General features: G+C 57.7%; 15 protein-coding genes. 10 read left to right on the plus strand and 5 right to left on the minus strand.

Annotation, left to right across the window (positions count from 1 at the left end):
- Positions 1-383 precede the first annotated feature (383 nt).
- From JM93_RS14545 to JM93_RS14555, 3 genes are all read left to right on the plus strand, one after another.
- Complete coding sequence (locus JM93_RS14545) at positions 384-4556, plus strand: peptidoglycan-binding protein (RefSeq protein ID WP_145344726.1); 4173 nt, start codon at positions 384-386, stop codon at positions 4554-4556.
- Between the two features lie 118 nt (positions 4557-4674).
- A complete protein-coding gene (locus JM93_RS14550; RefSeq protein ID WP_145344729.1) occupies positions 4675-5604 on the plus strand; it encodes a sulfite exporter TauE/SafE family protein in 930 nt (309 codons plus the stop codon).
- Entirely contained in the window at positions 5601-6380 is a 780-nt protein-coding gene (locus JM93_RS14555; RefSeq protein WP_145344732.1) for a TIGR02186 family protein, read from the plus strand. The genes JM93_RS14550 and JM93_RS14555 overlap by 4 nt, the downstream gene beginning before the upstream one ends.
- 19 nt (positions 6381-6399) lie before the next feature.
- On the opposite strand, the gene JM93_RS14560 is transcribed toward JM93_RS14555, so the two are convergent.
- Entirely contained in the window at positions 6400-6975 is a 576-nt protein-coding gene (locus tag JM93_RS14560; RefSeq protein ID WP_244300848.1) for a histidine phosphatase family protein, read from the minus strand.
- Positions 6976-7147: 172 nt separating this feature from the next.
- On the opposite strand from JM93_RS14560, the gene JM93_RS14565 reads away from it, so the two are divergent.
- The gene (locus JM93_RS14565) at positions 7148-8296 is read left to right on the plus strand and encodes an AI-2E family transporter (RefSeq protein WP_145344735.1); all 1149 of its coding nucleotides are present in this window, start codon (positions 7148-7150) and stop codon (positions 8294-8296) included.
- Here JM93_RS14565 and pdeM read toward each other — a convergent pair.
- Both pdeM and JM93_RS14575 read right to left on the minus strand, forming a co-directional pair.
- Positions 8276-9013 carry a ligase-associated DNA damage response endonuclease PdeM gene (pdeM, locus tag JM93_RS14570; RefSeq protein WP_145344739.1) on the minus strand — a complete coding sequence of 246 codons (738 nt, stop codon included), beginning with the start codon at positions 9011-9013 and terminating at the stop codon, positions 8276-8278. The two genes, JM93_RS14565 and pdeM, sit on opposite strands and share 21 nt — an antisense overlap.
- Complete coding sequence (locus tag JM93_RS14575) at positions 9010-11517, minus strand: ligase-associated DNA damage response DEXH box helicase (RefSeq protein ID WP_145344742.1); 2508 nt, start codon at positions 11515-11517, stop codon at positions 9010-9012. Before JM93_RS14575 ends, pdeM begins: the two co-directional genes overlap by 4 nt.
- Positions 11518-11611: 94 nt before the next feature.
- On the opposite strand from JM93_RS14575, the gene JM93_RS14580 reads away from it, so the two are divergent.
- Positions 11612-12652, plus strand: coding sequence for a ligase-associated DNA damage response exonuclease (locus tag JM93_RS14580; RefSeq protein ID WP_145344745.1), 1041 nt, complete (start codon positions 11612-11614; stop codon positions 12650-12652).
- A 41-nt stretch (positions 12653-12693) separates the two neighbouring features.
- Entirely contained in the window at positions 12694-13137 is a 444-nt protein-coding gene (locus JM93_RS14585; RefSeq protein ID WP_145344748.1) for a DUF4440 domain-containing protein, read from the plus strand.
- A gap of 27 nt (positions 13138-13164) precedes the next feature.
- Here JM93_RS14585 and JM93_RS14590 read toward each other — a convergent pair whose 3' ends face one another.
- Positions 13165-15237 carry a DEAD/DEAH box helicase gene (locus JM93_RS14590; RefSeq protein ID WP_145344751.1) on the minus strand — a complete coding sequence of 691 codons (2073 nt, stop codon included), beginning with the start codon at positions 15235-15237 and terminating at the stop codon, positions 13165-13167.
- Positions 15238-15478: 241 nt separating this feature from the next.
- On the opposite strand from JM93_RS14590, the gene JM93_RS14595 reads away from it, so the two are divergent.
- From JM93_RS14595 to JM93_RS14605, 3 genes are all read left to right on the plus strand, one after another.
- Positions 15479-17128, plus strand: coding sequence for a cisplatin damage response ATP-dependent DNA ligase (locus JM93_RS14595; RefSeq protein WP_145344754.1), 1650 nt, complete (start codon positions 15479-15481; stop codon positions 17126-17128).
- A gap of 51 nt (positions 17129-17179) precedes the next feature.
- The gene (locus tag JM93_RS14600; RefSeq protein ID WP_145344757.1) at positions 17180-17800 is read left to right on the plus strand and encodes a 2-hydroxychromene-2-carboxylate isomerase; all 621 of its coding nucleotides are present in this window, start codon (positions 17180-17182) and stop codon (positions 17798-17800) included.
- Between the two features lie 115 nt (positions 17801-17915).
- Positions 17916-18623, plus strand: coding sequence for a hypothetical protein (locus JM93_RS14605; protein WP_145344760.1), 708 nt, complete (start codon positions 17916-17918; stop codon positions 18621-18623).
- 42 nt (positions 18624-18665) lie between these two features.
- Here JM93_RS14605 and JM93_RS14610 read toward each other — a convergent pair whose 3' ends face one another.
- Positions 18666-19538, minus strand: a complete 873-nt coding sequence (locus tag JM93_RS14610) for an acyl-CoA thioesterase (protein WP_145344763.1) — start codon at positions 19536-19538, stop codon at positions 18666-18668.
- 529 nt (positions 19539-20067) lie between these two features.
- Between JM93_RS14610 and JM93_RS14615 the strand changes: the two genes are divergently transcribed.
- A complete protein-coding gene (locus tag JM93_RS14615) occupies positions 20068-20754 on the plus strand; it encodes a response regulator transcription factor (protein ID WP_145344766.1) in 687 nt (228 codons plus the stop codon).
- The last annotated feature ends 108 nt before the right edge of the window (positions 20755-20862 follow it).

The raw sequence follows: 20862 nt of genomic DNA on the forward strand, positions 1-20862 counted from the left end.
GCATCATGACCGGTTTGTTGACCGGTTCTTGTTTGCTTTCCCCATTCCGGCCAAGCATTACGCATTCAGTGCGTCCTAGCGGGCCGGGAAAGCCGGTATGGGTCAATTCTGAGTCTGTTTAGCTTACGTGAGCGTAAAGGTCCAGTCACCATTGGAATCCAATTGTTAAACCCCAAGGCTATTAGGTCCAACGGGCAATACCTTGGCAATTCTTACGAATCATGCAGTGAACAATTTGCATTTGGCAAGAACAATTAACGTGCTGTTTACCCTACCGGGACAAACATTCACCAGATGCTGCCGTACCTTTTGTATCCTGTTTCCGGTACCGGACAGCCCGTCATCTCCCAGTGGTCAGAAGACTGCCAGTCCAGGGTCAAGACATGCCGGCTTGGAAAAATCGCGAAGCAGGACGCCGCGGACGCGAACACTATGAGACAATCAGCCGTAACGATACGGCCTACTATGACGACGACGTGCGTCACCCGGAAAATATGCGCCGTGAGCGCGCGGCCGACCGTATTGAGCGATTGACCCGAACTGCAACCTCCGTCCCGCATCCGCGCGGGAGCTATGATGCAGACGAGACCGAAAACGAGCTGGAAGCAGTGGCAGACGAATTGGACCGGCTCCTGAGTGAGCGGGGCGAAGATACGGGTCAGCGGCGCCGGACGCAGAACACGCCGAAGCCGCGGCGCGCTCCAGCCGAGCCGGTTCCCGATCAAAGGCTTGAACAGGTTATGGGCGCCCTGGAGCGTCTGGACCGTAAAGTTCAGGGGCTTGCCGAGCCCGAAGACCGGTTTGACGAGGAGCACGAGATGGCAGCATCTGAACATCGGTCTCGCCCGCGTTCACCGTCGCGCCGCCCCAATCCGTCTCCCAGCCGCTCCAAGCGTGCATCTGAGCCGCGCTATTCGGACGTTTTTGACGATGGTTACTTCGATGACGAAGACAGCCATTATAACGCCCGGGCTGGCCGCGACACCTATGTCGATGCCGACCTTGATGCGGACTTTGACGGTATCGAAGATGGCGATCATGAAGAGCTTGTCGCCGCGAGGCCAAGTCGCATGCCGCGGACCAACCGCCGGGCGCGCTCCGAAGAACCTGCTGCCCGGGTCTATAAAGATCTTGGCCGGCGCATCGATGCGCTGCGCAAGCCACAGGAAGAAGCCCTCGAGCGGGTTCGCGACGAATTGGGGTCTTTGCGGGATGCGCTTGGAGGGCTGTCACGCGGAACGAATGAAAAAGTTGGCCGTCAGAATGCAGAACTGCGCCGTCTGTCCGATATGGTCGAGCGGCTGCGCGCAGACCGGCACAATGAAGAATTCGCCAACGAAATCCGGTCTGAAGTCTCAGAACTGAAAAAAATGGTTGGCCGGACCAACGTTGAAGGAGCGCTGGAGACGCTCGAACATGGCTATGCGCATATTCTGCAGCGCCTCGATGAACTTAGCCGGGCATCGGTTGATCCCCGGATTCTGAAAGGTGTAACAGCACGCCTGAATGAGATCGAAGACGCGTTTGCGGTCTTGCCACGGTCCGAGCACATGCTTGTTCTGGAAGACCGCGTGGTGGCCATCGCCGAGCGTGTTGAAGAGCTGTTGCAGCGCAAGAACCATGCGGACGTCGAACCCCTGCGCGCGGAGTTGCGGGAAGTCCGCCAGTTCGTTGAACAAATCGACATCAAGGGGCTGGTCGAGGGTATTGACGACCGGATGCGTTTTGTTTCGAGCCGTCTTGACGATCTGGAAGTTTTGGCGAGGGAGCAGCGTGGTCTCGATACCCGTCTATCGGCTATGGAACAGCGCATGCCCGAGCCGGAAACTATGGCCAGGCTTCAAGGGCGGCTTGAGGACATCGTAGGAATGATGTCTGACGATCGGGCAACGCCCTATGATCCTTACAAGCTCGACAAGGTCGATGACCGGTTGGACGATATTGTTGGCCGCCTTGAGCGCATGGAGCAAACGGGCCCCGGCGGTGAGCCGATGGCATTCAAGTCCCTCGAGAACCGTCTTGAGACCATCGCGACCAAGATCGAGTCGATCGAAAAACGGGCCAACCGCCCTGTGCCGGTGCTCGACGCGTCTGCGAGCGTGAAGGCCGCGGGTGGTGCCGATACCAAGCTGCTTGCGCAGTTGCAGGACCGCCTCAATCATCTGACACATCGGCTAGATCAGCCGAACGACACCGTAACCTCTGCGGACCTCGATAAATTGCGCGCCGAAATAGGCGCCATGCGGGCGTCCGTTGCTGCGCCAGCGTCGACAGGCGCTTTGGAGAAGCGCATCAATGACCTTGCTGAGGCCGTCGCCAAAGGCAGCGATGGTCTCGACGAGGACAGGATCGAGCAGCTCGGCGCAAAAGTTTCGGCACTTGCTGAACAGTTGGAAAAGTCATCGCATCGTTCAAACGACATGAGCGAAGTCGCAACAGCTCTCGAGCGCATTGAACGCAATCTTCAAGAAACCCGCAGCGAAGTCGTCGAGATCGCCAAAGAAGCGGCACGGGAGGCAGTCTCTGATCACCAGCCACAGCGCACAGCGGAATATGACGAAGCGATTTCAAGCCTCCAAAACGATTTGCGCCGCTTGCTGGATGCTGCGGAAGGCAGCGAAGAGCGTACGCGCAACACGTTCGACGGTGTGCAATCGATCCTGGGGTCTTTGACAGAGCGGCTGGAGTCGCTTGAAAAGTCTGACATGCCCTATGCGCAAACGACTAGCAAAGCGCAGTCCGATTATCCGCAACCCGAACTCGCACCGGAGCCGATCGACAACGAACCGCCGCATAAGTACGCGCCGGATTATGCCTCGGCCTCCATGGCTGCAGCGCCTTCTGAAAGCGAGCGAAGCAGTGACCGAAACCGGGACCGCAAGGCGGATTTCATCGCCGCGGCCCGCCGCGCCGCTCAGGCCGCGTCCGAGGAAGCGGCCAAGGTCGACAAACGGTCCCGCCGCAGTCGACAAGACGAAGCCGAGAGTTCAAAGGGAAAAGAGCGGGCCGGCTGGCTGCGCAGCGTCTTGAAGCGTAACAAACCGGAAGATGAACCGGCTATTGCTGACAGTCTTTCTGACAAAACGCCGGAAGCGCCGGTTTACACGCCAAACGCAGAGCCCCGCATCGAACCGGATGCACCTCTGGCTGGCGACCGGCCTGCGCCGGAAGAGGAGACCCCGTCTACAGGGGGCGGGCGCCGCCGGGCCTTGCTCTATGCGGCCGCCGCGGTCGTTCTTGCGCTTGGGACGCTTCAGGTCTTCAAAATGGCCACTTCGGGCGGTGACGGTGAACAAGTCGCCGCAACCGATCCGGCGCCGGTCGTTCAGGAACAATCAACGGCCACCGAGCCCGAAGATACAACAACAGCGACTGCCGGCGCGCCGGAAGCCGAGAGTGATACTGTCGGGGGAACGGTCGCTGCGACTGCACCGCCGAATACAGCCTCAGCACCTGCGGGCCTATCCGGGCCGGAGGCTCAAACGCCCGAACCGCTTGAAACCGCTGCAGCTCCAGAGGCAGACGGAGCCGGTATATCGGATCCGGCGGCCGAACTGGCCTTTGCGCCGCCGGCTGCTGTCAACGGCACTTTTGCAGACGGGTCTCAGCCGGGAACAGGCGATCAACCTTCGGCATTCGAGCCAGGACCTGCGGGCGTAAGCAATGCCGGCCTGGTATCCAGCCTTCCGCCGGAGGAAGTCGGCCCGATGGCGCTGCGCAGTGCAGCTGCCGGCGGAAACCCGGCTGCTGCGTTTCTTGTTGGCGTGAAATACACCGAAGGCGGCAGCGTGGGCGCCGACTTGGGTGAGGCTGCCAAATGGTATCAAAAAGCAGCTGACCAAGGACTGCCGCCTGCACAATATCGTCTGGCCAGCCTTTATGAAAAAGGCCGCGGTGTCGATCAGGATCTTGTAAAGGCGCGGGACTGGTACACACGGGCTGCAGAAGCTGGAAACGCCAAGGCCATGCATAACCTTGCCGTTCTTTATGCCGAAGGCGTTGATGGTGCGCCGGATTTCACGCAGGCAGCAAAGTGGTTTGAAAATGCCGCAAAATACGGTGTCAAAGACAGCCTTTTCAATCTTGGCATTTTGTATGCGCGCGGCCTTGGCGTGGAGAAGGATCTGACCGCAAGCTACAAGTGGTTTGCCATTGCGGCAGAACAAGGCGATAGGGACGCGGCAAAAAAGCGTGATGATGTGGCAAACACCATGGATCAGGCACAGCTTGCCAATGCACGACTCGCGGTGGAGAATTTCAAGCTCCTCACGCCTGATCCGGCAGCAAACAAGGTCGTCACCGAGCCTGAATGGGTGGGCGCACCTTCAGCGGCAACCAACGCATCTGCGGCGGGCGGCGTCTTCGACTATGAAGCGATGGTGCTCAAGGCGCAGTCTCAGTTGAACCAGCTCGGCTTCGACACCGGAACGCCGGATGGGCAAATCGGTCCGCGGACGCGCTCGGCAGTGCGTGCCTTCCAGCGCTCGCTGGGACTGCCGGAGACCGGTGAGATCGACGCTGAGTTGATGAAAGAGCTGGACAGCCAGTCGATTTAAACGGCTTTTCGGAAACTGGTTGTATGTTTGGTTGACAGCGCTTGGCCGAAGGCGCTTTAACCAGCGTATGTAGGATGTTGTGTGCTATAGTGCACACACGAAAACCCGGCTATATCCCGTGCAATTATATCTGCCCATCGCCGAAATACCGGTCAACATGTTCGTTATTTTCGGCATGGGCGGCGCGGTCGGCTTTTTGTCCGGCCTGTTTGGCATCGGCGGCGGGTTCTTGCTCACACCCTTGCTTATCTTCTCCGGCATTCCTCCAGCGGTGTCTGTGGCAACGGTCACGACACAGGTCGTCGCTTCGTCCGCGTCGGCTGTTGTCAGTTATTGGCGGCGTAAGGCGATTGACCTGAAACTCGCGTCCATGCTGCTCGTCGGCGGTGTGATCGGTTCGCTGCTCGGTGTCTTGTTGTTTGACCTGCTGCAGCAGGTTGGCCAGCTTGATGTCGTCATCTCTCTTTCTTATGTCACATTTTTGGGCACGATCGGCGGATTGATGCTGGTGGAATCTGTCCGGGCAATCCGTCAGCGCAAAAAAGGTGCGGCACCGCGTTCGCGGCGTCCCGGCCAGCATAACTGGATTCACGGCCTGCCGTTCAAAATGCGCTTCCGCCGGTCAAAACTCTATGTGAGCATAATTCCGATTCTCGGCCTCGGGGCTGTTATAGGTTTTCTAGGCTCGGTTCTCGGTATCGGCGGCGGCTTCATGATGGTTCCTGCGCTGATTTATCTTCTTCGTGTGCCGACCAGCATCGTCATCGGAACGTCGTTGTTCCAGATCCTTTTTACGATGTCGGCTGCGACTATCTTTCATTCAATCGGAACCCAGACAGTCGACATCGTTCTGGCAATTACCTTAATGGTAGGGGGGGTTATCGGCGCACAATTCGGGGCGCGGATGGGACAAAACCTGCGCGGGGATCAATTGCGTTTGTTGCTCGCGCTTTTGGTTTTGAGCGTTGGCGTAAGATTTGCCATCGACCTGCTGCTTGTACCAGAGGACCTGTATTCGATCGCGATCACTAAGGGGGCAGGAGCATGACGCGCTTTTTCGCCCTTCTTGTAATTGCGGCATGGGCAGCGTTTGCAGTGCAGAGGGAACCCGCAGCCGAAGAGCTGGTAACCGCTATCTCGTCCGACACCGTATCAATCCAGTCGAATTTTACCGGAACCGCGATTGTCATTTTCGGACAGGTCACACGTGATGCGAATTCCGTCGGCCGCCGCGGCAAATATGATCTGGCCATCATCGTGGAAGGTCCGGCCCAAAACATCACAACCAGGCGCAAGGGTCGCTTTTTGGGGGTTTGGGTAAACCGCCACTACGAAACGTTCCAGGATGTGCCGTCATTTTATGCCCTGGCAAGCACCGCAAATGTGGGGGATCTCGGCGGCCGGGAGCTGCTGGATGAGTATCAAATTGGCCTCAACCACCTCAATCTCGCGGTGACAGGAAGTTCAGGAGTGCCGTTGTCGGAGCGCGACGATTTCCGCAAGGCGTTTATTCGGCTTCGTCAGGAGCAGGGCCTTTATTCCGAACAGCGCCAGTCTATTGAATTTCTCACTGAATCCATGTTTCGAACCACGGTTGCGCTTCCAGCGAATATTCCTGTCGGAAGTTACAAGATCAAAAGTTTCCTGTTGCAGGATGGCAGCCTTTTGTCGAAGACGGAGCAAGATCTCGCCGTCGCAAAAACCGGCTTTGAGCAGCTCACATTCGAGCTCGCACAAAACTACTCGGCGCTCTATGGCATTCTCGCCGTTCTGATCGCGATCTTGACCGGCTGGCTTGCAAGCGTGATTTTCAAAAAAGACTAAGCGGCCTCTGCGCCCGACGCTACTCCACCCGTGGCACCGGCAGGCGTCCAACCACTTCGACAGCGCCATTCACTACCCGCACTACAATGCCTTCACCGGAGCGTGGGAAAATGTCGGTCAGTGCGGTAATGTTTACTTGGTGGGTGACAACAACAAGCCCGCCCGGACCATTCCAATTTGCCAGGATCTCCTTTGCTTCACGGGTTTGCTGGGGCCCGGCGCGTCGGTTTTGGAAAAATGAATTAAAAGCGGGCGCGTCTTCAACCTGGTCTGGAAAAGCCAGCTCCGCGGTCTCCCGGCAACGGCACCATTGCGAGGTCAGAACCTGTCCGACCTCAACTCCGCGCTCCCGAAATTCTGCGCCGATGGCGCGCGATTCCGCGCGGCCCCGGTCATTGAGGTTTCTTTGGGTGGAGCAATTGCCGATCTCGAAATTGCTCGGGTCCCCGGTCCCAGGAGCGAGGGCATGTCGAAACAGGACAATGCCGCCCTCTTCAAGAGCCGCCCAGGCCTGATCATTTGCCACGGCTGATTTTCCGCCGGCGCAAGCAAAAATCATGAATGCCGCCAGGATAGCCCTTTTCACGAACAGCATCGCTGCATCCTCCTACCAGGTTTCGGTCTTGGCCGTGATAGGTAGGTCAGATCGGGGAAGCGTCACTGTTTTTAATTGCTGCATTGAGCATGTGGGTGATTGACGGGCTTGGGAAAGCCGTTACGCATAGTTATCAGCGTTTTAGCCAAATGGAAATTGTGGGTTATTGGGCATGTCAGACGGTCACGACAACGAACAGACACTCGAACCGCCCCGATCGCAAAGTGTGGACGCCAAGGTCATCGACATCGCCGTGCGCCTTGGCGTCCTTGGCATCTTTGCATATTTCTCCCTTCAACTGGTGGCGCCATTTGCCGTTTTCATGTTGTGGGCAGTCGTTCTGACCGTCGCACTCTATCCTGCTTACCGTTGGTTGGCTTCGAGATTGGGAAACCGGGAAGGGCTCGCTGCGGCCTTGATCACGTTGATTGGCCTGGTGATTGTGATCGGCCCGGTTGCCCTGTTGGTCTTCAGCATGGTCGAAACGCTCCAGGTTTTTTACCAGCATGTGTCAGATGGGTCGCTGCAAGTGGCGGAGCCTCCGCAACGACTGGCCGATGTTCCTGTGGTGGGCAAGCAGATTTCGGATATGTGGGCACTGGCTTCCGACAGCCTTGAACAAGCAATTACCAAAGTTGCCCCTTTCATCGTCCCGGCAGGAACACGGATCTTAAGCGCGCTGGCCAGCCTCAGCGGCACGGTTTTGTTTTTCGCAATATCGATCCTGATTTCCGGGTTCCTGTTCGTACCAGGACCATTGCTTGCCTCGGGGGCACGCCGGTTTGCAGATCGGATCATTGCCCCGCGGGGCGCAGAATTTGTGGATTTGGCAGGCGCAACCATTCGCAATGTGTCACGCGGCGTCATCGGCGTGGCGTTTCTCCAAAGCTTGCTGGCCGGTATCGTTATGGTCGGTTTTGGTGTGCCCTATGCGGGCTTGCTAGCGTTTGCCGCCCTGGTCTTGTGTATTGTCCAAATCGGTCCTGCACTGGTGATAATACCGGTTGTCATTTGGGCATGGTCATCGATGGGCGCTGTTTTGGCGCTTGTATTCACCGTGCTCATGATCCCGATCATGCTTGTCGACAACGTGCTTCGCCCGTTCCTGATGGCGCGGGGACTTGCCGTTCCCATGCTTGTGATTTTGATCGGAGTTTTGGGAGGCACTTTGACGTATGGCCTGATCGGGCTGTTCCTTGGCCCGGTCGTGCTGTCGGTGTTCTATGAGCTTGTTGTCGCTTGGGTAAAGGTCGGCGAATCCGAACGACCTGCGCCAGATGCTGAGCCGTACGAGAGCGCTTCAGTCGCCGATGAGACGTGAGGCAGTGAACGGGTATAGCCGGTCATTGCCGAGTAGAAACGCGGAAAACTTGCGTGCGGAGAACAGTGGCCGGAACGCTCGGTCTGTCACATTCAGCCCGCCGGTCAGCGCGCCGAAAGCCGGAAGCACCATACGGTTTCCATCCGTGACAAAACATGCACGTCGGATTGACCGGCCGTATCGGCGAACGCGTGCCGCCGGGTGTAGGTGGCCACATACTTCGCCGGCGCACTTTTCGCGATCATAGGTCTCGACCGGTTCATGACGGAAGTTCAGCTGGCCTATTCGGATTTCCTCGACACTTTCCCCGCAAAGCCGCACTGGGGCGACCGGGTCGTGATTGCCCGTTACCCATATCCAGTCACGATTGATCTGCAAGGTCGTCAGAAAGGCCCGGTAGGCTGGCGGCAGCCGATCGGAGCCATCGCGGTCATGAAAACTGTCGCCAAGCGCAATGACGCAGGCGGGATCGAATGCTTCGATCACTGCGGCGAGCTTTTCCAGTGTGGCGGCTGTGTCGTAGGGCGGCAGCATGACGCCGCGCCGGGCATAGGAAGATCCTTTTTCAAAATGCAGGTCAGCGACGACGAGTGTGGATTCTTCAGGCCACCACAAAACACCGCTGTCGTGCAGGCCAACTGTTTGGCCGTTGATTTGGATATCATGGCAAACCGGCGCAACGGTAAATTGGGCCAAATCGGTATTGAGAGCGCTCATGCCAGCGCCTCCTGCACAAGATCTTCCGCGGCGTCTTCCAAAATACTCTCCATTGCTTCGCCGTAGACAGGTTCGCGTCCGATTTCAAGCAGGACGGGAACGGCGAGTGGTGAGACTCTCTCAAGACGAGTATGCGTGATTCGTCCCCTTATCCGCGAAAGAAGTTCACCTAGTCTGGAGATATCCAAAAGTCCTTCCGCGGCGTCGTTCCATGTCGCCTTTAGAAGGATGTGATCGGGCTCATGGGCGCGCAGCACATCATAAATCAAATCTGACGATACAGTGACCTGGCGGCCGGTTTTTTCCTGACCTGGATGGCGCCGTTCAATCAAGCCGGCAATCACCGCGCAATACCGGAATGTCCGCTTCATAAGGTGCGATTCCGCCAGCCATGCGTCAAGATCGTCACCCAGAATGTCCTGCTCGAACAATGCGTCCATCGACAGGCGACCGGTTTCGCACATCTGAGTCAAGTCCATCAGGCCCCAAATGGACAAAGCATAGTCATTGGCGACGAAACCCATCGGTTTTGCCCCGGCGCGCTCAAGCCTTTTGGTCAGCAGCATACCGAGTGTTTGATGCGCAAGCCGACCTTCGAACGGATAACAGACCATGTAGAATTTGTTGCCGCGCGGAAACGTCTCGACCAGCAAGCCGTCGCGGGTTGGCAAGACCGACTTTTCCTCCTGAAGCCGCAGCCAGTCCCGTACCTGGTCGGGCAGGAACTGCCAGCTTGACGGCGTGGCAAGCATATGGCGGACGCTGTCGGCAAGGTATGTTGACAGTGGGAATTTTCCGCCCTGGTAAGACGGGATCATCGGGTTTTCCGTTTTTGCCCGCGAAACATAGACCTCCGCTTCTTTCATGCTTTCAAAGCGCAGGATTTCGCCGCCAAAGATGAATGTGTCACCAGGGGTAAGCTGTTCGACGAACCATTCCTCGATTTCGCCAAGCATGCGCCCACCACGGCCCACCGGGGTGCGCCGGCCATCTGCCTTGGAGCGCACAAGCCGGACCTTCAGCATGGGCGCTTCAACAATCGTGCCGACATTCAACCGGTATTGCTGTGCAATCTTCTGGTTTGCAATCCGCCAGAGACCGTCCTTGCCCTGTTTCAGTTTGGCGTATCGGTCGTAGCTCTTCAGTGCATAGCCGCCGGTTGCCACAAAATCGAGTACCCGTTCAAAGGTCTCCCAGTCCAGATGCCGGTAGGTTTCGCAGGACCGGATTTCATCAAAAGTGGTGAGCGGATCCAGCGGGTTGGCGCAGGCCAGGCCCATGACATGCTGGGCCAAAACGTCCAGTGCCCCTTTGCGTAAAGGGGGCGTGTCCTGGTCGCCCCGCTTCGATGCGGCCAGTGCGGCCTGGCATTCGAGGACCTCAAAGCGGTTGGACGGAACCAGCACCGCCTTTGAGGGTTCGTCCATCCTGTGGTTTGCCCGCCCGATGCGCTGGGCAAGGCGGCTTGCGCCTTTGGGAGCTCCGATGTTGATCACAAGATCAATGTCGCCCCAGTCGATTCCCATATCGAGTGAGGATGTGGCAACGACCGCGCGCAAGGACCCGGCAGCCATTGCGGCTTCAATACGCCGGCGCTGGGCGACATCCAGCGAACCGTGATGCAGAGCAATCGGCAGCGTTTCGTCGTTGATGCGCCATATATCCTGAAAAACCGCCTCAGCCTGGCTGCGGGTGTTCACGAACACCAGCGTCACCCGGTGCTGCTTGATCAGCTCGTAAATCTCCGGATAGGCGTAGCGCGCGCCATGGCCCGACCAGGGCAGGCGCTCCTCGGAATCCAGGATGTGAATGTCGGGGGCGGCACCTCCGCTCACTTCAACGATGTCGGAAAGTGCCCTCACTTCCGGATCGAGCTGGGCAACCAGATAGGCCCGCAAGTCATCCGGCTCGGCGACGGTCGCCGACAAGCCTATGGATCTGAGGCTAGGCGCCAGCTTGCGCAAGCGCGCAAGGCCGAGGGCCAGCAGGTCGCCGCGTTTTGATGTCACCAGCGCATGCAGTTCGTCGAGAATGATCGTCTTGACGCCTGCAAACAACTCTTGCGCGGCAGGGTCTGACACCAGCAGCGCAATTTGCTCGGGCGTTGTCAAAAGCATGTCCGGCGGGTTGATTTTCTGCCTTTGCCGCTTGTGTGATGGGGTGTCGCCCGTTCGGGTCTCGATGCGGATATCAAGCCCCATTTGGGAGACCGGTGTCTCAAGGTTGCGCGCAATGTCCACCGCTAGCGCTTTGAGTGGTGAAATGTAGAGTGTGTGCAGCCCCTTTTTTCCAGGTGATCCCGGGGGCAATTTTGAGCGCATGTCCAGCTCAACCAGACTGGGCAGAAACCCGGCCAGTGTTTTGCCCGCGCCGGTGGGGGCAATCAGCAAGGTGGATCGGCCGCGGGCCAGGTGATCGAGCAGGGCGAGTTGATGAGACCGAGGCGACCAGCCACGTTCGGCAAACCAGTTCAGGAATCGGTTGGGAAGAAGGCTTGCGTCCATGACGGCTTTTTATGGTGCGCGCTGCGGAAAGGCGAGAGGGGGGACGGAGAAACTTGAACTGGCATTTCGACAGGACAGACCTATTCTCTTTCCCATGTCAGAGATGCTTACCCTTACGCCGGAAGGTCTTTATTGTGCCTCGGCCAGAGCGCATATCGATCCGATCCGCCCGGTGGAGCGGGCAATCATTACGCATGGTCACGCCGACCACGCCCGCTCCGGTCATGGGGCCGTCCTGGCGACGCAGCAAACGCTCGACATCATGGCGATCCGTTATGGCAAGAATTTTGCCGGCAACACGCAAGCCGAGGCCTACGGCGCAGCGGTGCAAGTCGGAGATGTTGCCGTGTCACTTCACCCCGCAGGACACGTGCTGGGGTCCGCTCAGGTGTTGTTGGAAAACTGGTCCGGCCGCACGGTGGTCTCCGGTGACTACAAACGCCAGGAGGATCCGACTTGCGCACCGTTCGAGCTGGTGCACTGTGATACATTCGTGACCGAAGCAACCTTTGGCCTGCCGGTGTTCCGGCATCCAGTCGCGTCGAAGGAAATGAACAAACTCCTGACGTCCTTGCAAGTGTTTGCTGACCGCACGCATCTTGTCGGGGCTTATGCGCTTGGCAAGGCTCAGCGTGTGATCGCGGAGCTTCGCCGTGCCGGTTATGAAAAAACGATCTACCTTCATGGCGCGCTGGAAAAGCTAACGCGGTACTATATCGATCAGGGAATTGACCTCGGTGAAATTGAACCGGTTGGGAGGCGGGGAAAGGAACTTGCAGGCGAGATCGTGCTTTGCCCGCCGGGCCAATTGGCCGATCGCTGGGCGCGGCGTTTCGGCGACCCGGTCACAGCTATGGCGTCCGGATGGATGACCGTTCGTGCCAGGGCGCGGCAACGCGGTGCCGAATTGCCGCTTATTCTCTCGGATCACGCGGATTGGGATGATCTGTGCAGAACCCTTGCAGAAACCGGTGCCGGACAGATATGGGTCACTCATGGGGCCGAAGAGGCGCTGGTGCATTGGTGCGAGCGTCAAGGACTGCAGGCACGGCCGTTGAACATGATTGGATATGGTGACGGCGAAGAGGCCGACACGTCTGTCGAACAACCACGTGAAACCGGGGCCGCGGTCTGAGACCGGGTCTTCGATCATCGCCATGGGGGCACGTTTTTGAGATGTCTGAGAATCAACAATCCGACACGCCGGGCAACGGCCATGCGAATGGTTCGGGCCCGGACAACGGTTCGGCGGCCGAAGAGACCATTTCCCAGCTATTTGAAGACTATCAGGCAGGCTTCAACGATTTTGATGCCGACCGGATTTGCGATTGTTTCACCTTGCCTGCAACCATATGGCAGCACGACAAGGGGCATGTTTTCAACGATGACGAAGAACTTTTAGAGAACATTGAGGCGCTTTTGGCCGCTCTGGACAAGGAGGGCGTGTCGCATTCCGAGTTTCAAGTGTTGTCGAGCCATATAAGCGGCGGGTCAGCAATGGTGACGCTCGATTGGCAGCAGGAGGGCAGTGGCGGTGAGACCATTATCGAGTTCACCTGCCACTATCACCTTATCCAAGATGGCCCGGACTGGGCTATCGCGATGATCATCAATGAATAGGGCGGCGTAAGCCCGCCCCTTCCCGTTCTACTCGCTCCGGGCCGCCTTACGGGCCGCACGCGACGGCTTGTTTTTCTTCGGGGACTTCTTTTTTGGCCCGGCCGGCTTACCGGATTTAGCAGGTGTTTTGCCGCGTTTTTTGTCGGCCCCATCGGCTTCCGTACGTGCCGGACGCCCGGCGTCCTGCCTGGGCTTTTTGTCGGCTCCGGCTTTGTCCAGCGCGTTCATGTCAAGCGGCTCATAGGCCGGATGGTTTGGCCGCGCTTCGTCTTCGTCAAACCGGCGGCGTTTTTTACCTGGCTTTGAACGGTCAAAATCCCGCTCATTGGGCCGCCCGCGGGAACGGTCACGATTTTCAACACGGTCTTCACGGCCGCCCTCATAGACATCCAAGCGTTGATCGCGTTTTACACCATCGCGCCGTTGCCGGTTGCTGCCGGGTCTGTCGGGGCGCGGGGGCGGCGGCGTTTTTCCGCCGCGCGCATCAAGCAGCGAAATCGTGACATTGTCTTCGCCGGTCCCGTCCCGCTTGATAACGGAGGCGTACCGCTCAGCATGGGTTCCAGCGATTTCAAAGCGCGTTTCGTTCTGGAAAATCTTGATCGCGCCAACTTCCTTTTTGGTGACATGTCCGGCCCGGCAGATCATCGGTAGCAACCAGCGCGGATCGGCCCGGTGCTTGTGGCCGAGCGAGAGGCGGAACCAGACACCATCGTCGAACTTGCCTTTGATTTCGGCTAGACGTCCGCCCTGCGAGCCGGCATCGCGGCCGCGCATCGTGTCTTCATTTGCCTCGGAAACCTCTTCCGGAGCCGGCAGGCGAGATTGATAAAGCTTGACGAAGGCTGCTGCGATCTGTTCCGGGCCGTGCTGGCTCAAGAGCCCTTGCGCTACCTCACGTTCTTCCGGCTCCAGCTCAGCCGACAGGACCGGGTCCGCGAACAGGCGTTCCTTGTCTTTCGCGCGGATGTCGTCTGCCGTTGGTGCTGGTTTCCAGGTGACTTTGACACCTGCAAAATGCAGGGTTCGCTCTGCAGCGCGCCGACGCGGATAGGGGACCATAAGCACGCAGGTGCCTTTTCGGCCCGCACGCCCGGTCCGGCCGGACCGGTGCAGGAGAGCCGCTTTACCGGTCGGCAAGTCCGCATGGATTACCAGATCCAGGTTTGGCAAATCGATCCCGCGTGCAGCAACGTCCGTTGCAACACACACCTGGGCCCTGCCGTCCTTAATGGCGGCCAGAGCCGCACTGCGCTGTTCCTGGCTGAGCTCTCCTGAAAGCGACACAATCGAAAAGCCCCGGTTGGCCAAGCGGCTGGTCAGGCGTTTGACGGCCTCGCGTGTCGAGCAGAACAGGATGGCCTTGTCCGACTGGTGCAAACGCAAAACGTTGATGATCGCGTTTTCGCGCTCATTCGGGGCCACTGGATGGGCGATGTACTCGATATCGCCGTGCTGTTCGCGCGCATTGATGGTGGTCAGCCGGACGGCATCCTTCTGGAAGCGCTTGGCAAGTTCCGCGATCGGTTTCGGGACCGTTGCTGAAAACAGCAAGGTCCGGCGGCTTTCAGGGGCGGCATCCAGGATGAACTCAAGGTCTTCGCGAAAGCCCATGTCCAGCATTTCATCGGCTTCATCAAGCACAACCGCTTTGAGCTGAGACAGGTCGAGCGCTCCGCGCTCAATATGATCACGCAGTCGGCCCGGCGTTCCAACGACAATATGTGCGCCGCGCTCGAGGGCCCTGCGTTCTGTGCGCGGGTCCATGCCACCAACACAAGACGTCGTTTGGGCTCCGGCTTCAGAATAAAGCCAGCTCAGTTCTTCTTTTACTTGCAGCGCAAGTTCGCGGGTTGGAGCGATCGCCAAGGCGACAGGAGAGCCTGCGGGACCCAGATGGTCCGCGCCGTCGAGCAAGGTGGGTGCAAGCGCGAGGCCGAATGCGACAGTCTTTCCAGATCCGGTTTGAGCGGATACCAGAAGGTCAGCATGTTCCGGCGCGTCGTTCAGCACGCTTTCCTGAACGGATGTAAGTGTCTCGTACCCTTTTTTGGCAAGCGCTGTCTTCAGCGCCGGGGCGAGAGCGGATAAGTCGGTCATTTATGTCTTTCAATGGGGATGGTGCGCTGCAAACTGCGGCGGACGCGCCGCGGATGTTTAATTATTCGCACGGAGTTCGGCCTTATACGCGTAAAGCACGAAAACGTCCAGCTTTGTAATCAGCAAAGCCACGGGGGGCCAGAGATCGGCGCCAGGCAAATAGACGGAAATAAACGTGAGCAGTTGATCGTTCCGGGACATGATGCATGTAACAGGGGACCGAAAACAGACGCTTCATCCAATGCTCCAATTTGCTGAATTGCTGGATCGACTTTCCCTTGAGCCACGCAGGCTGGCCAAGGAGGCACTGCTTGTTCGTTATCTCAAGCAGGCATCGGACCCCGATCGCGGGTATGCTATGGCGGCCCTGACCGGTGACCTGTCGTTCAAAAACGCAAAGCCCGCATTGCTGCGCGCTTTGATCAGCGAGCGCACAGACCCCCGGCTGTTCGAACTGTCCTATGATTTCGTCGGGGACCTGTCCGAGACAATTGCGCTTATGTGGCCAACTGATCCGGACGGAGAAGTTGGCTATGCGCCAGCGCTGAAAGAGGTTGTAGAGGCACTTGAAACGGCAACCAGGTCAGACCTGCCGGGCCTGATCGCCGGTTGGCTGGATGCATTGGACGAAACCGGGCGCTGGGCGCTTCTTAAGCTTATTGCCGGCGGTTTGCGTGTTGGGGTGTCCGCGCGGCTGGCAAAAACGGCCATCGCGCGTTTAGGAGGATTTCAGCCCGACGACGTGGAAGAGGTCTGGCACGGATTGACGCCACCTTACGTCGCCCTGTTCGAATGGGCAGAAGGGCGCGCTGGACCGCCGCAAACGCAAGATCCGGCCCCTTTTAGGCCCGTGATGCTGGCCCATCCGCTGGATGAGGAAAAAGATATCGCGACGCTTGAAGCCGACACGTTTGCAGTTGAGTGGAAGTGGGACGGGATCCGGGTCCAGGCGGCTTCGGGCGTGGATGAGGATGGCCAGCGCGTTGCCCGATTATACAGCCGGACCGGGGACGATATCTCCCGGGCTTTTCCCGATGTTGTGGAGCGTCTGTCCTTCAATGCAGCGCTTGATGGCGAGCTTTTGGTTATCAAAGACGGCTTGGTCCGGCCGTTTTCTGATTTGCAGAAGCGTCTCAACCGGAAAACGGCCGGTCCAAAGCTGCTGAAGGAGTATCCGGCGGCAATCCGGGCCTATGACCTTCTGTCATGGAACGGGGAAGATCTGCGGCCTCTACCGTTCATTGAACGCAGGGGGCATCTCGAAGCGTTCCTGCGTGAGCTGAATGATCCGAAAATCGAACTGTCGCCCTTCGTGTGTGTGACATCCTGGGACGAGATTGCGGGTGCCCGAAGGTCACCTGAGAGCCATCTGGCACGGGACGATGCCGTGGCGGTGGAGGGGCTCATGTTGAAAAGGCGCGACGCACCTTATGTTCCCGGACGGCCAAAGGGGCAGTGGTTCAAATGGAAGCGCCAGCCTCATCTGATTGATGCTGTCTTGATGTATGCGCAACGTGGCCACGGCAAACGATCCTCATTTTATTCAGACTACACCTTCGGCGTTTGGCGCCAAAACGATGGCGGGCATGAGGAGCTGGTACCGGTGGGCAAAGCTTATTTCGGATTCACTGATGAGGAATTGAAGGAAATTGACCGGTTCGTCCGCAACAACACGGTCAACCGTTTCGGGCCGGTGCGTGAAGTCAAGCATGATCAGGTGACCGGACTGGTTTTCGAGGTGGCGTTTGAGGGACTCAACCGGTCTCCGCGGCACAAATCCGGGCTTGCGATGCGGTTTCCTCGTATTTCCAGGATTCGTTGGGACAAGCCACCATCACAGGCAGACCGAATTGAGTCACTTAAAGTTCTTTTGAACGCGACCGTGGCTTGATCGTGAAGGCGAAACCGCGCAGGGTCCAGTCGGTTTTTTTGGGGAAGCGCCATGAGCGTTGTGATCGACTATTTTTATACGCATATCTCGCCTTGGGCCTATTTGGGGCACAACGCGTTTATCGAGCTGGCACAAAAACACGACGTCACAGTTCGTGCCCGGCCGGTGGATTTGTCCGGCGTTTTTGCATCGTCTGGCGGATTGCCGCTGGGAAAACGTCATCCGGCCCGCCAGGCTTATCGGTTCGTTGAGATGCAGCGCTGGCGCGACAAGCGGAACGTTCCGCTTACGATGAAACCGGCCTTTTTCCCCACACCTCCGGCTTTGCCAGACTGTTGTGCAATTGCACTGGCGGAGGCGGGCAAGGATGCCTTGGCGTTCAGCGCGTCCGTGTTCAAGGCGATCTGGGCGGATGATAAGAACATCGCGGAGGAACCGGTTCTTGCTGAATGCCTTGCAGACCTTGGCCATGAGCCAGCTGCTATTTTAAAGGCTGCGCAGTCCGACGAGATCAAAGGAATTTACACTGCCAATCAAGAGCAGGCGGTTCATCAAGGGCTGATCGGATCACCAACTTACGTCTTGAACGGCGAACCGTTCTGGGGGCAAGACCGCCTCGAGATTTTGGAGGATGCGCTCATCTCAAAGCGTGGGCCATATCACCCTCTATGAGACCGGTCGCCAAAAGGACCTTTGGAAAACCTTATTAAAAGGTTAATTCCCCATGCCGCGCCTATCCGAATGTGCGATATTCGGGCAGGCAAAGATGGGCGTCCGAAGGAATGGAATGATGGGATCCGGATCGGTTTTGACAGGCACGCTGGCGTGTGCAGCCATTGCGCTTTGGAGCGCATCGGTGCAAGCGGGCGGACTGGAAAAACAGATTTCTCCGCAGGTAAAACTGGAGTTGATTGCGGGGGACGGATCGAACGGCGACTTGTCCTTAGAAGAGCTGAAAGCGTCCGCAACGGAGCGCTTTATGCTTATCGAAGCAGATGGCGACTATCTGCGCCTCGACAAGCTCAAGGGAACCGTGAGTTACTGTCAAGAAAGCAACGATAGCTGGAGGTGCCTGCCTGCGCCTTTTGCTGAACAAGCCTACGAGGCGGAAATTGAGGATCTGGCTGCCGAAATCGATGAACTGACGGCTTCGGTTGAAGATGCAGAGGCCGGGCGGCAGACGGCGGAAGACGCCTTGGAGACTGCGCGAGAGACGATAGCAAGTTTGCAGGAAGACCTTGCAGACATGCGCCGCCAGCTTTCAGAGCGTAGCGTACCCCGCAGGCCGGGCAGTGCGGTGGATGGAACGGAGCCTTTATCCTCGCTCGAAGAAGGGGCGCCCGACACGCGGGCCGCGGACGAGCCGGCGCAACTTCCCGAAGATGAAGAGGAGCTGGAGCGCATCCTGTCATTTTCTGAAAGCGCCATGAGGCGCTTTTTCGGCTTGATGAAGGAGCTTCAGCAGGACTTTGACCAGGATCAGAACGGCGGATAGCCCTCTCTCTGGCAGCAAATCGCATTTCGGCGCTGCGATCGCCTAGACTGAGATCGTTTGGCGCCTGATTTGATCCATGGCCGATCCGGGAAGGGCAACCGATTTGCGGGTTTTGAGATCAAGCACCAGAGCAACCACATCCAGGCATGCCACCAGCCTGTCAGTCCGCGCCTCGAACATATGATGGCGGAACGAGAATGTCTTTTCCCGGCAACCGGTAAAGCCCGTCAGAATATAGAATGCCTCGCCGTTTTTTAGCGGGCTGTGCCAAGTCAGCTTCATCTCTACCGCGACGCGTCCGTAACCGTGCTTGGTCAGAAATGCATGGTTCATCGGGGTCCTTTGCCAGACATGGACGACCCCGTCCGTAAAGGCTGACAAGGCAAAGCCGTCATCAGCCTTGTTGTCCGGGCCTAAATGCCGGGGCATCACCGTGCCCCTAAAGCAGATTTGCGCGCTCTGGCTTTCCAAATCGGAAGGCCCGGTTCGGCCAGGGGCGGGCGAAGCGCCCAAACCTCTTGGCGCAGCGTGTTCCGGCATGGCAACGATATGCGGCGCAAACCTGTCCCTTAGCGATTTTGCCGCATGCGTGCCCGGATCATAACCGTCGATCGCGGTGGCCGCGAGCGTCCCTGTGGCTGGGTCCAGCATTTCGTGAATAACGGTCAGCATGTGCGGACCGTCAAAGGCCAGTCCGGAGCGCACCTCTATCAGATCGGCGTCTTTCAGCTCCCGGTGGTAGCGAATGTGGCGGACCCGGCGTGGGCCAGCGACGGCATCGCTCAAACCCGACAACAAACGGAACTGGCGGTCTGCTTCTTCAAACCTGGCAAAATAAAACTGAACATTCAGATGATCGTTTTCGTCACATTCCCACCGGTTGACGAAAGAGTAAAGTGTAGACGTTTGAGGCATGTCCGGACTTCTTGCTCACCTGTCGCTATTTTTAGAATATTCAATCGATTTGTCTTTTAATTTAGAAATACATCATTTTTTTGATGATTCCCAATAGGTTTGACGTCGCTGGCTTCTAATCGTTTCTTTCGGGCTAGGTGTTTTTAAAAGACTTCTTCGTTTTCAAATGCTCTCAGCTGTAGAAATTGGGAGTTTACTGAATGCCCTCTGCATCTGAGGGTTGGGCGGAGACATAGTGGTTTCAAAATCTTGAAAATGTGCTTTTGACTTGGTTGCCTGATCAGTGCAAATTGCTCGTATAACGAAGTACCAACAACTTCGAATGAAAAGGCACTAACGCTGTGCTGTTTTGGCTGCAGGCAAGAGCCTGCTTCAGCGGCCACCAAAAGCCGGGCGGCAGCTGACAGGGAGAATGCCAGTGTTTCCGCATTGCGGGCATAGGCGGGCCGGGGACAAGCGCACTGCGCCTTGATCACGCGGCCATCCTGGAACCAAGCAGCAAAGGCGGGCAAAAGGGAGGACAAAAGGGGTGGCTGACCTAACCTATCGATTCATCATCGCCGATGATCATCCGTTGTTTCGCGGGGCCTTGAGGCAAGCGCTGGAGACGCAGTACCCGCAAGCCGTGATCGAAGAAGCGGGGGCTCTCGAAGATGTCGCCTCGCGTCTGGATGACGACGGCGAAGTAGACCTGATCCTGCTCGATCTGACGATGCCGGGCATGCGCGGGTTTTCGGGGTTGATGTATCTGCGCGCTCAGCACGCCTCGGTACCGGTGGTCATCGTCTCGGCAAATGAAGATGCGCAGGCGATCCGGCGTTCTATGGAATTCGGCGCATCCGGCTTTATCCCGAAATCTCATGGGATAGATGTTATCCGGGAGGCCATCTCATCCGTTATGGATGGTGGAACTTGGACACCGCCGGATATTGATCTGAATGGAGAAGACGGAACCGGCGATCTCGTCCAACGGCTCGCGACCCTGACACCGCAACAGGTTCGAGTGCTTATGATGCTGTCAGAGGGGTTGCTTAATAAGCAGATCGCCTACGAGCTGTCGGTGTCTGAGGCGACGGTGAAAGCGCATGTTTCCGCAATCCTTCAAAAATTGGGGGTCGAGAGCAGAACGCAGGCTGTCATCGCGGCATCCAAAATCGAAACAGGTCATCTAAATCTGACTAGTGCAGGTGATGGCGCGGCAGCTTCTTCGGCCTGACACCTTCAATATTCTGAAAAATTAATGCGTTTACTCGGCTCGGCCGGGTTAAACGCGGTTTCACCTGTGCGGTTTACCCAAGATTCAGTAGTTTTGGGCAAAGTAAAC

The organism is Roseibium hamelinense, from assembly GCF_007830545.1.
GTDB lineage: Bacteria > Pseudomonadota > Alphaproteobacteria > Rhizobiales > Stappiaceae > Roseibium > Roseibium hamelinense.

Bases quoted from the DNA above. Each gene is read 5' to 3' on its own strand.
- JM93_RS14545 (WP_145344726.1), top strand. From the start codon at position 384: ATGCCGGCTTGGAAAAATCGCGAAGCAGGACGCCGCGGACGCGAACAC.
- JM93_RS14565 (WP_145344735.1), top strand. From the start codon at position 7,148: ATGTCAGACGGTCACGACAACGAACAGACACTCGAACCGCCCCGATCG.
- JM93_RS14595 (WP_145344754.1), top strand. From the start codon at position 15,479: ATGCTCCAATTTGCTGAATTGCTGGATCGACTTTCCCTTGAGCCACGC.
- JM93_RS14585 (WP_145344748.1), top strand. From the start codon at position 12,694: ATGTCTGAGAATCAACAATCCGACACGCCGGGCAACGGCCATGCGAAT.
- JM93_RS14580 (WP_145344745.1), top strand. From the start codon at position 11,612: ATGTCAGAGATGCTTACCCTTACGCCGGAAGGTCTTTATTGTGCCTCG.
- JM93_RS14610 (WP_145344763.1), bottom strand. From the start codon at position 19,538: ATGCCTCAAACGTCTACACTTTACTCTTTCGTCAACCGGTGGGAATGT.
- JM93_RS14605 (WP_145344760.1), top strand. From the start codon at position 17,916: ATGATGGGATCCGGATCGGTTTTGACAGGCACGCTGGCGTGTGCAGCC.
- JM93_RS14560 (WP_244300848.1), bottom strand. From the start codon at position 6,975: ATGCTGTTCGTGAAAAGGGCTATCCTGGCGGCATTCATGATTTTTGCT.
- JM93_RS14575 (WP_145344742.1), bottom strand. From the start codon at position 11,517: ATGGACGCAAGCCTTCTTCCCAACCGATTCCTGAACTGGTTTGCCGAA.
- JM93_RS14600 (WP_145344757.1), top strand. From the start codon at position 17,180: ATGAGCGTTGTGATCGACTATTTTTATACGCATATCTCGCCTTGGGCC.
- JM93_RS14555 (WP_145344732.1), top strand. From the start codon at position 5,601: ATGACGCGCTTTTTCGCCCTTCTTGTAATTGCGGCATGGGCAGCGTTT.
- pdeM (WP_145344739.1), bottom strand. From the start codon at position 9,013: ATGAGCGCTCTCAATACCGATTTGGCCCAATTTACCGTTGCGCCGGTT.
- JM93_RS14590 (WP_145344751.1), bottom strand. From the start codon at position 15,237: ATGACCGACTTATCCGCTCTCGCCCCGGCGCTGAAGACAGCGCTTGCC.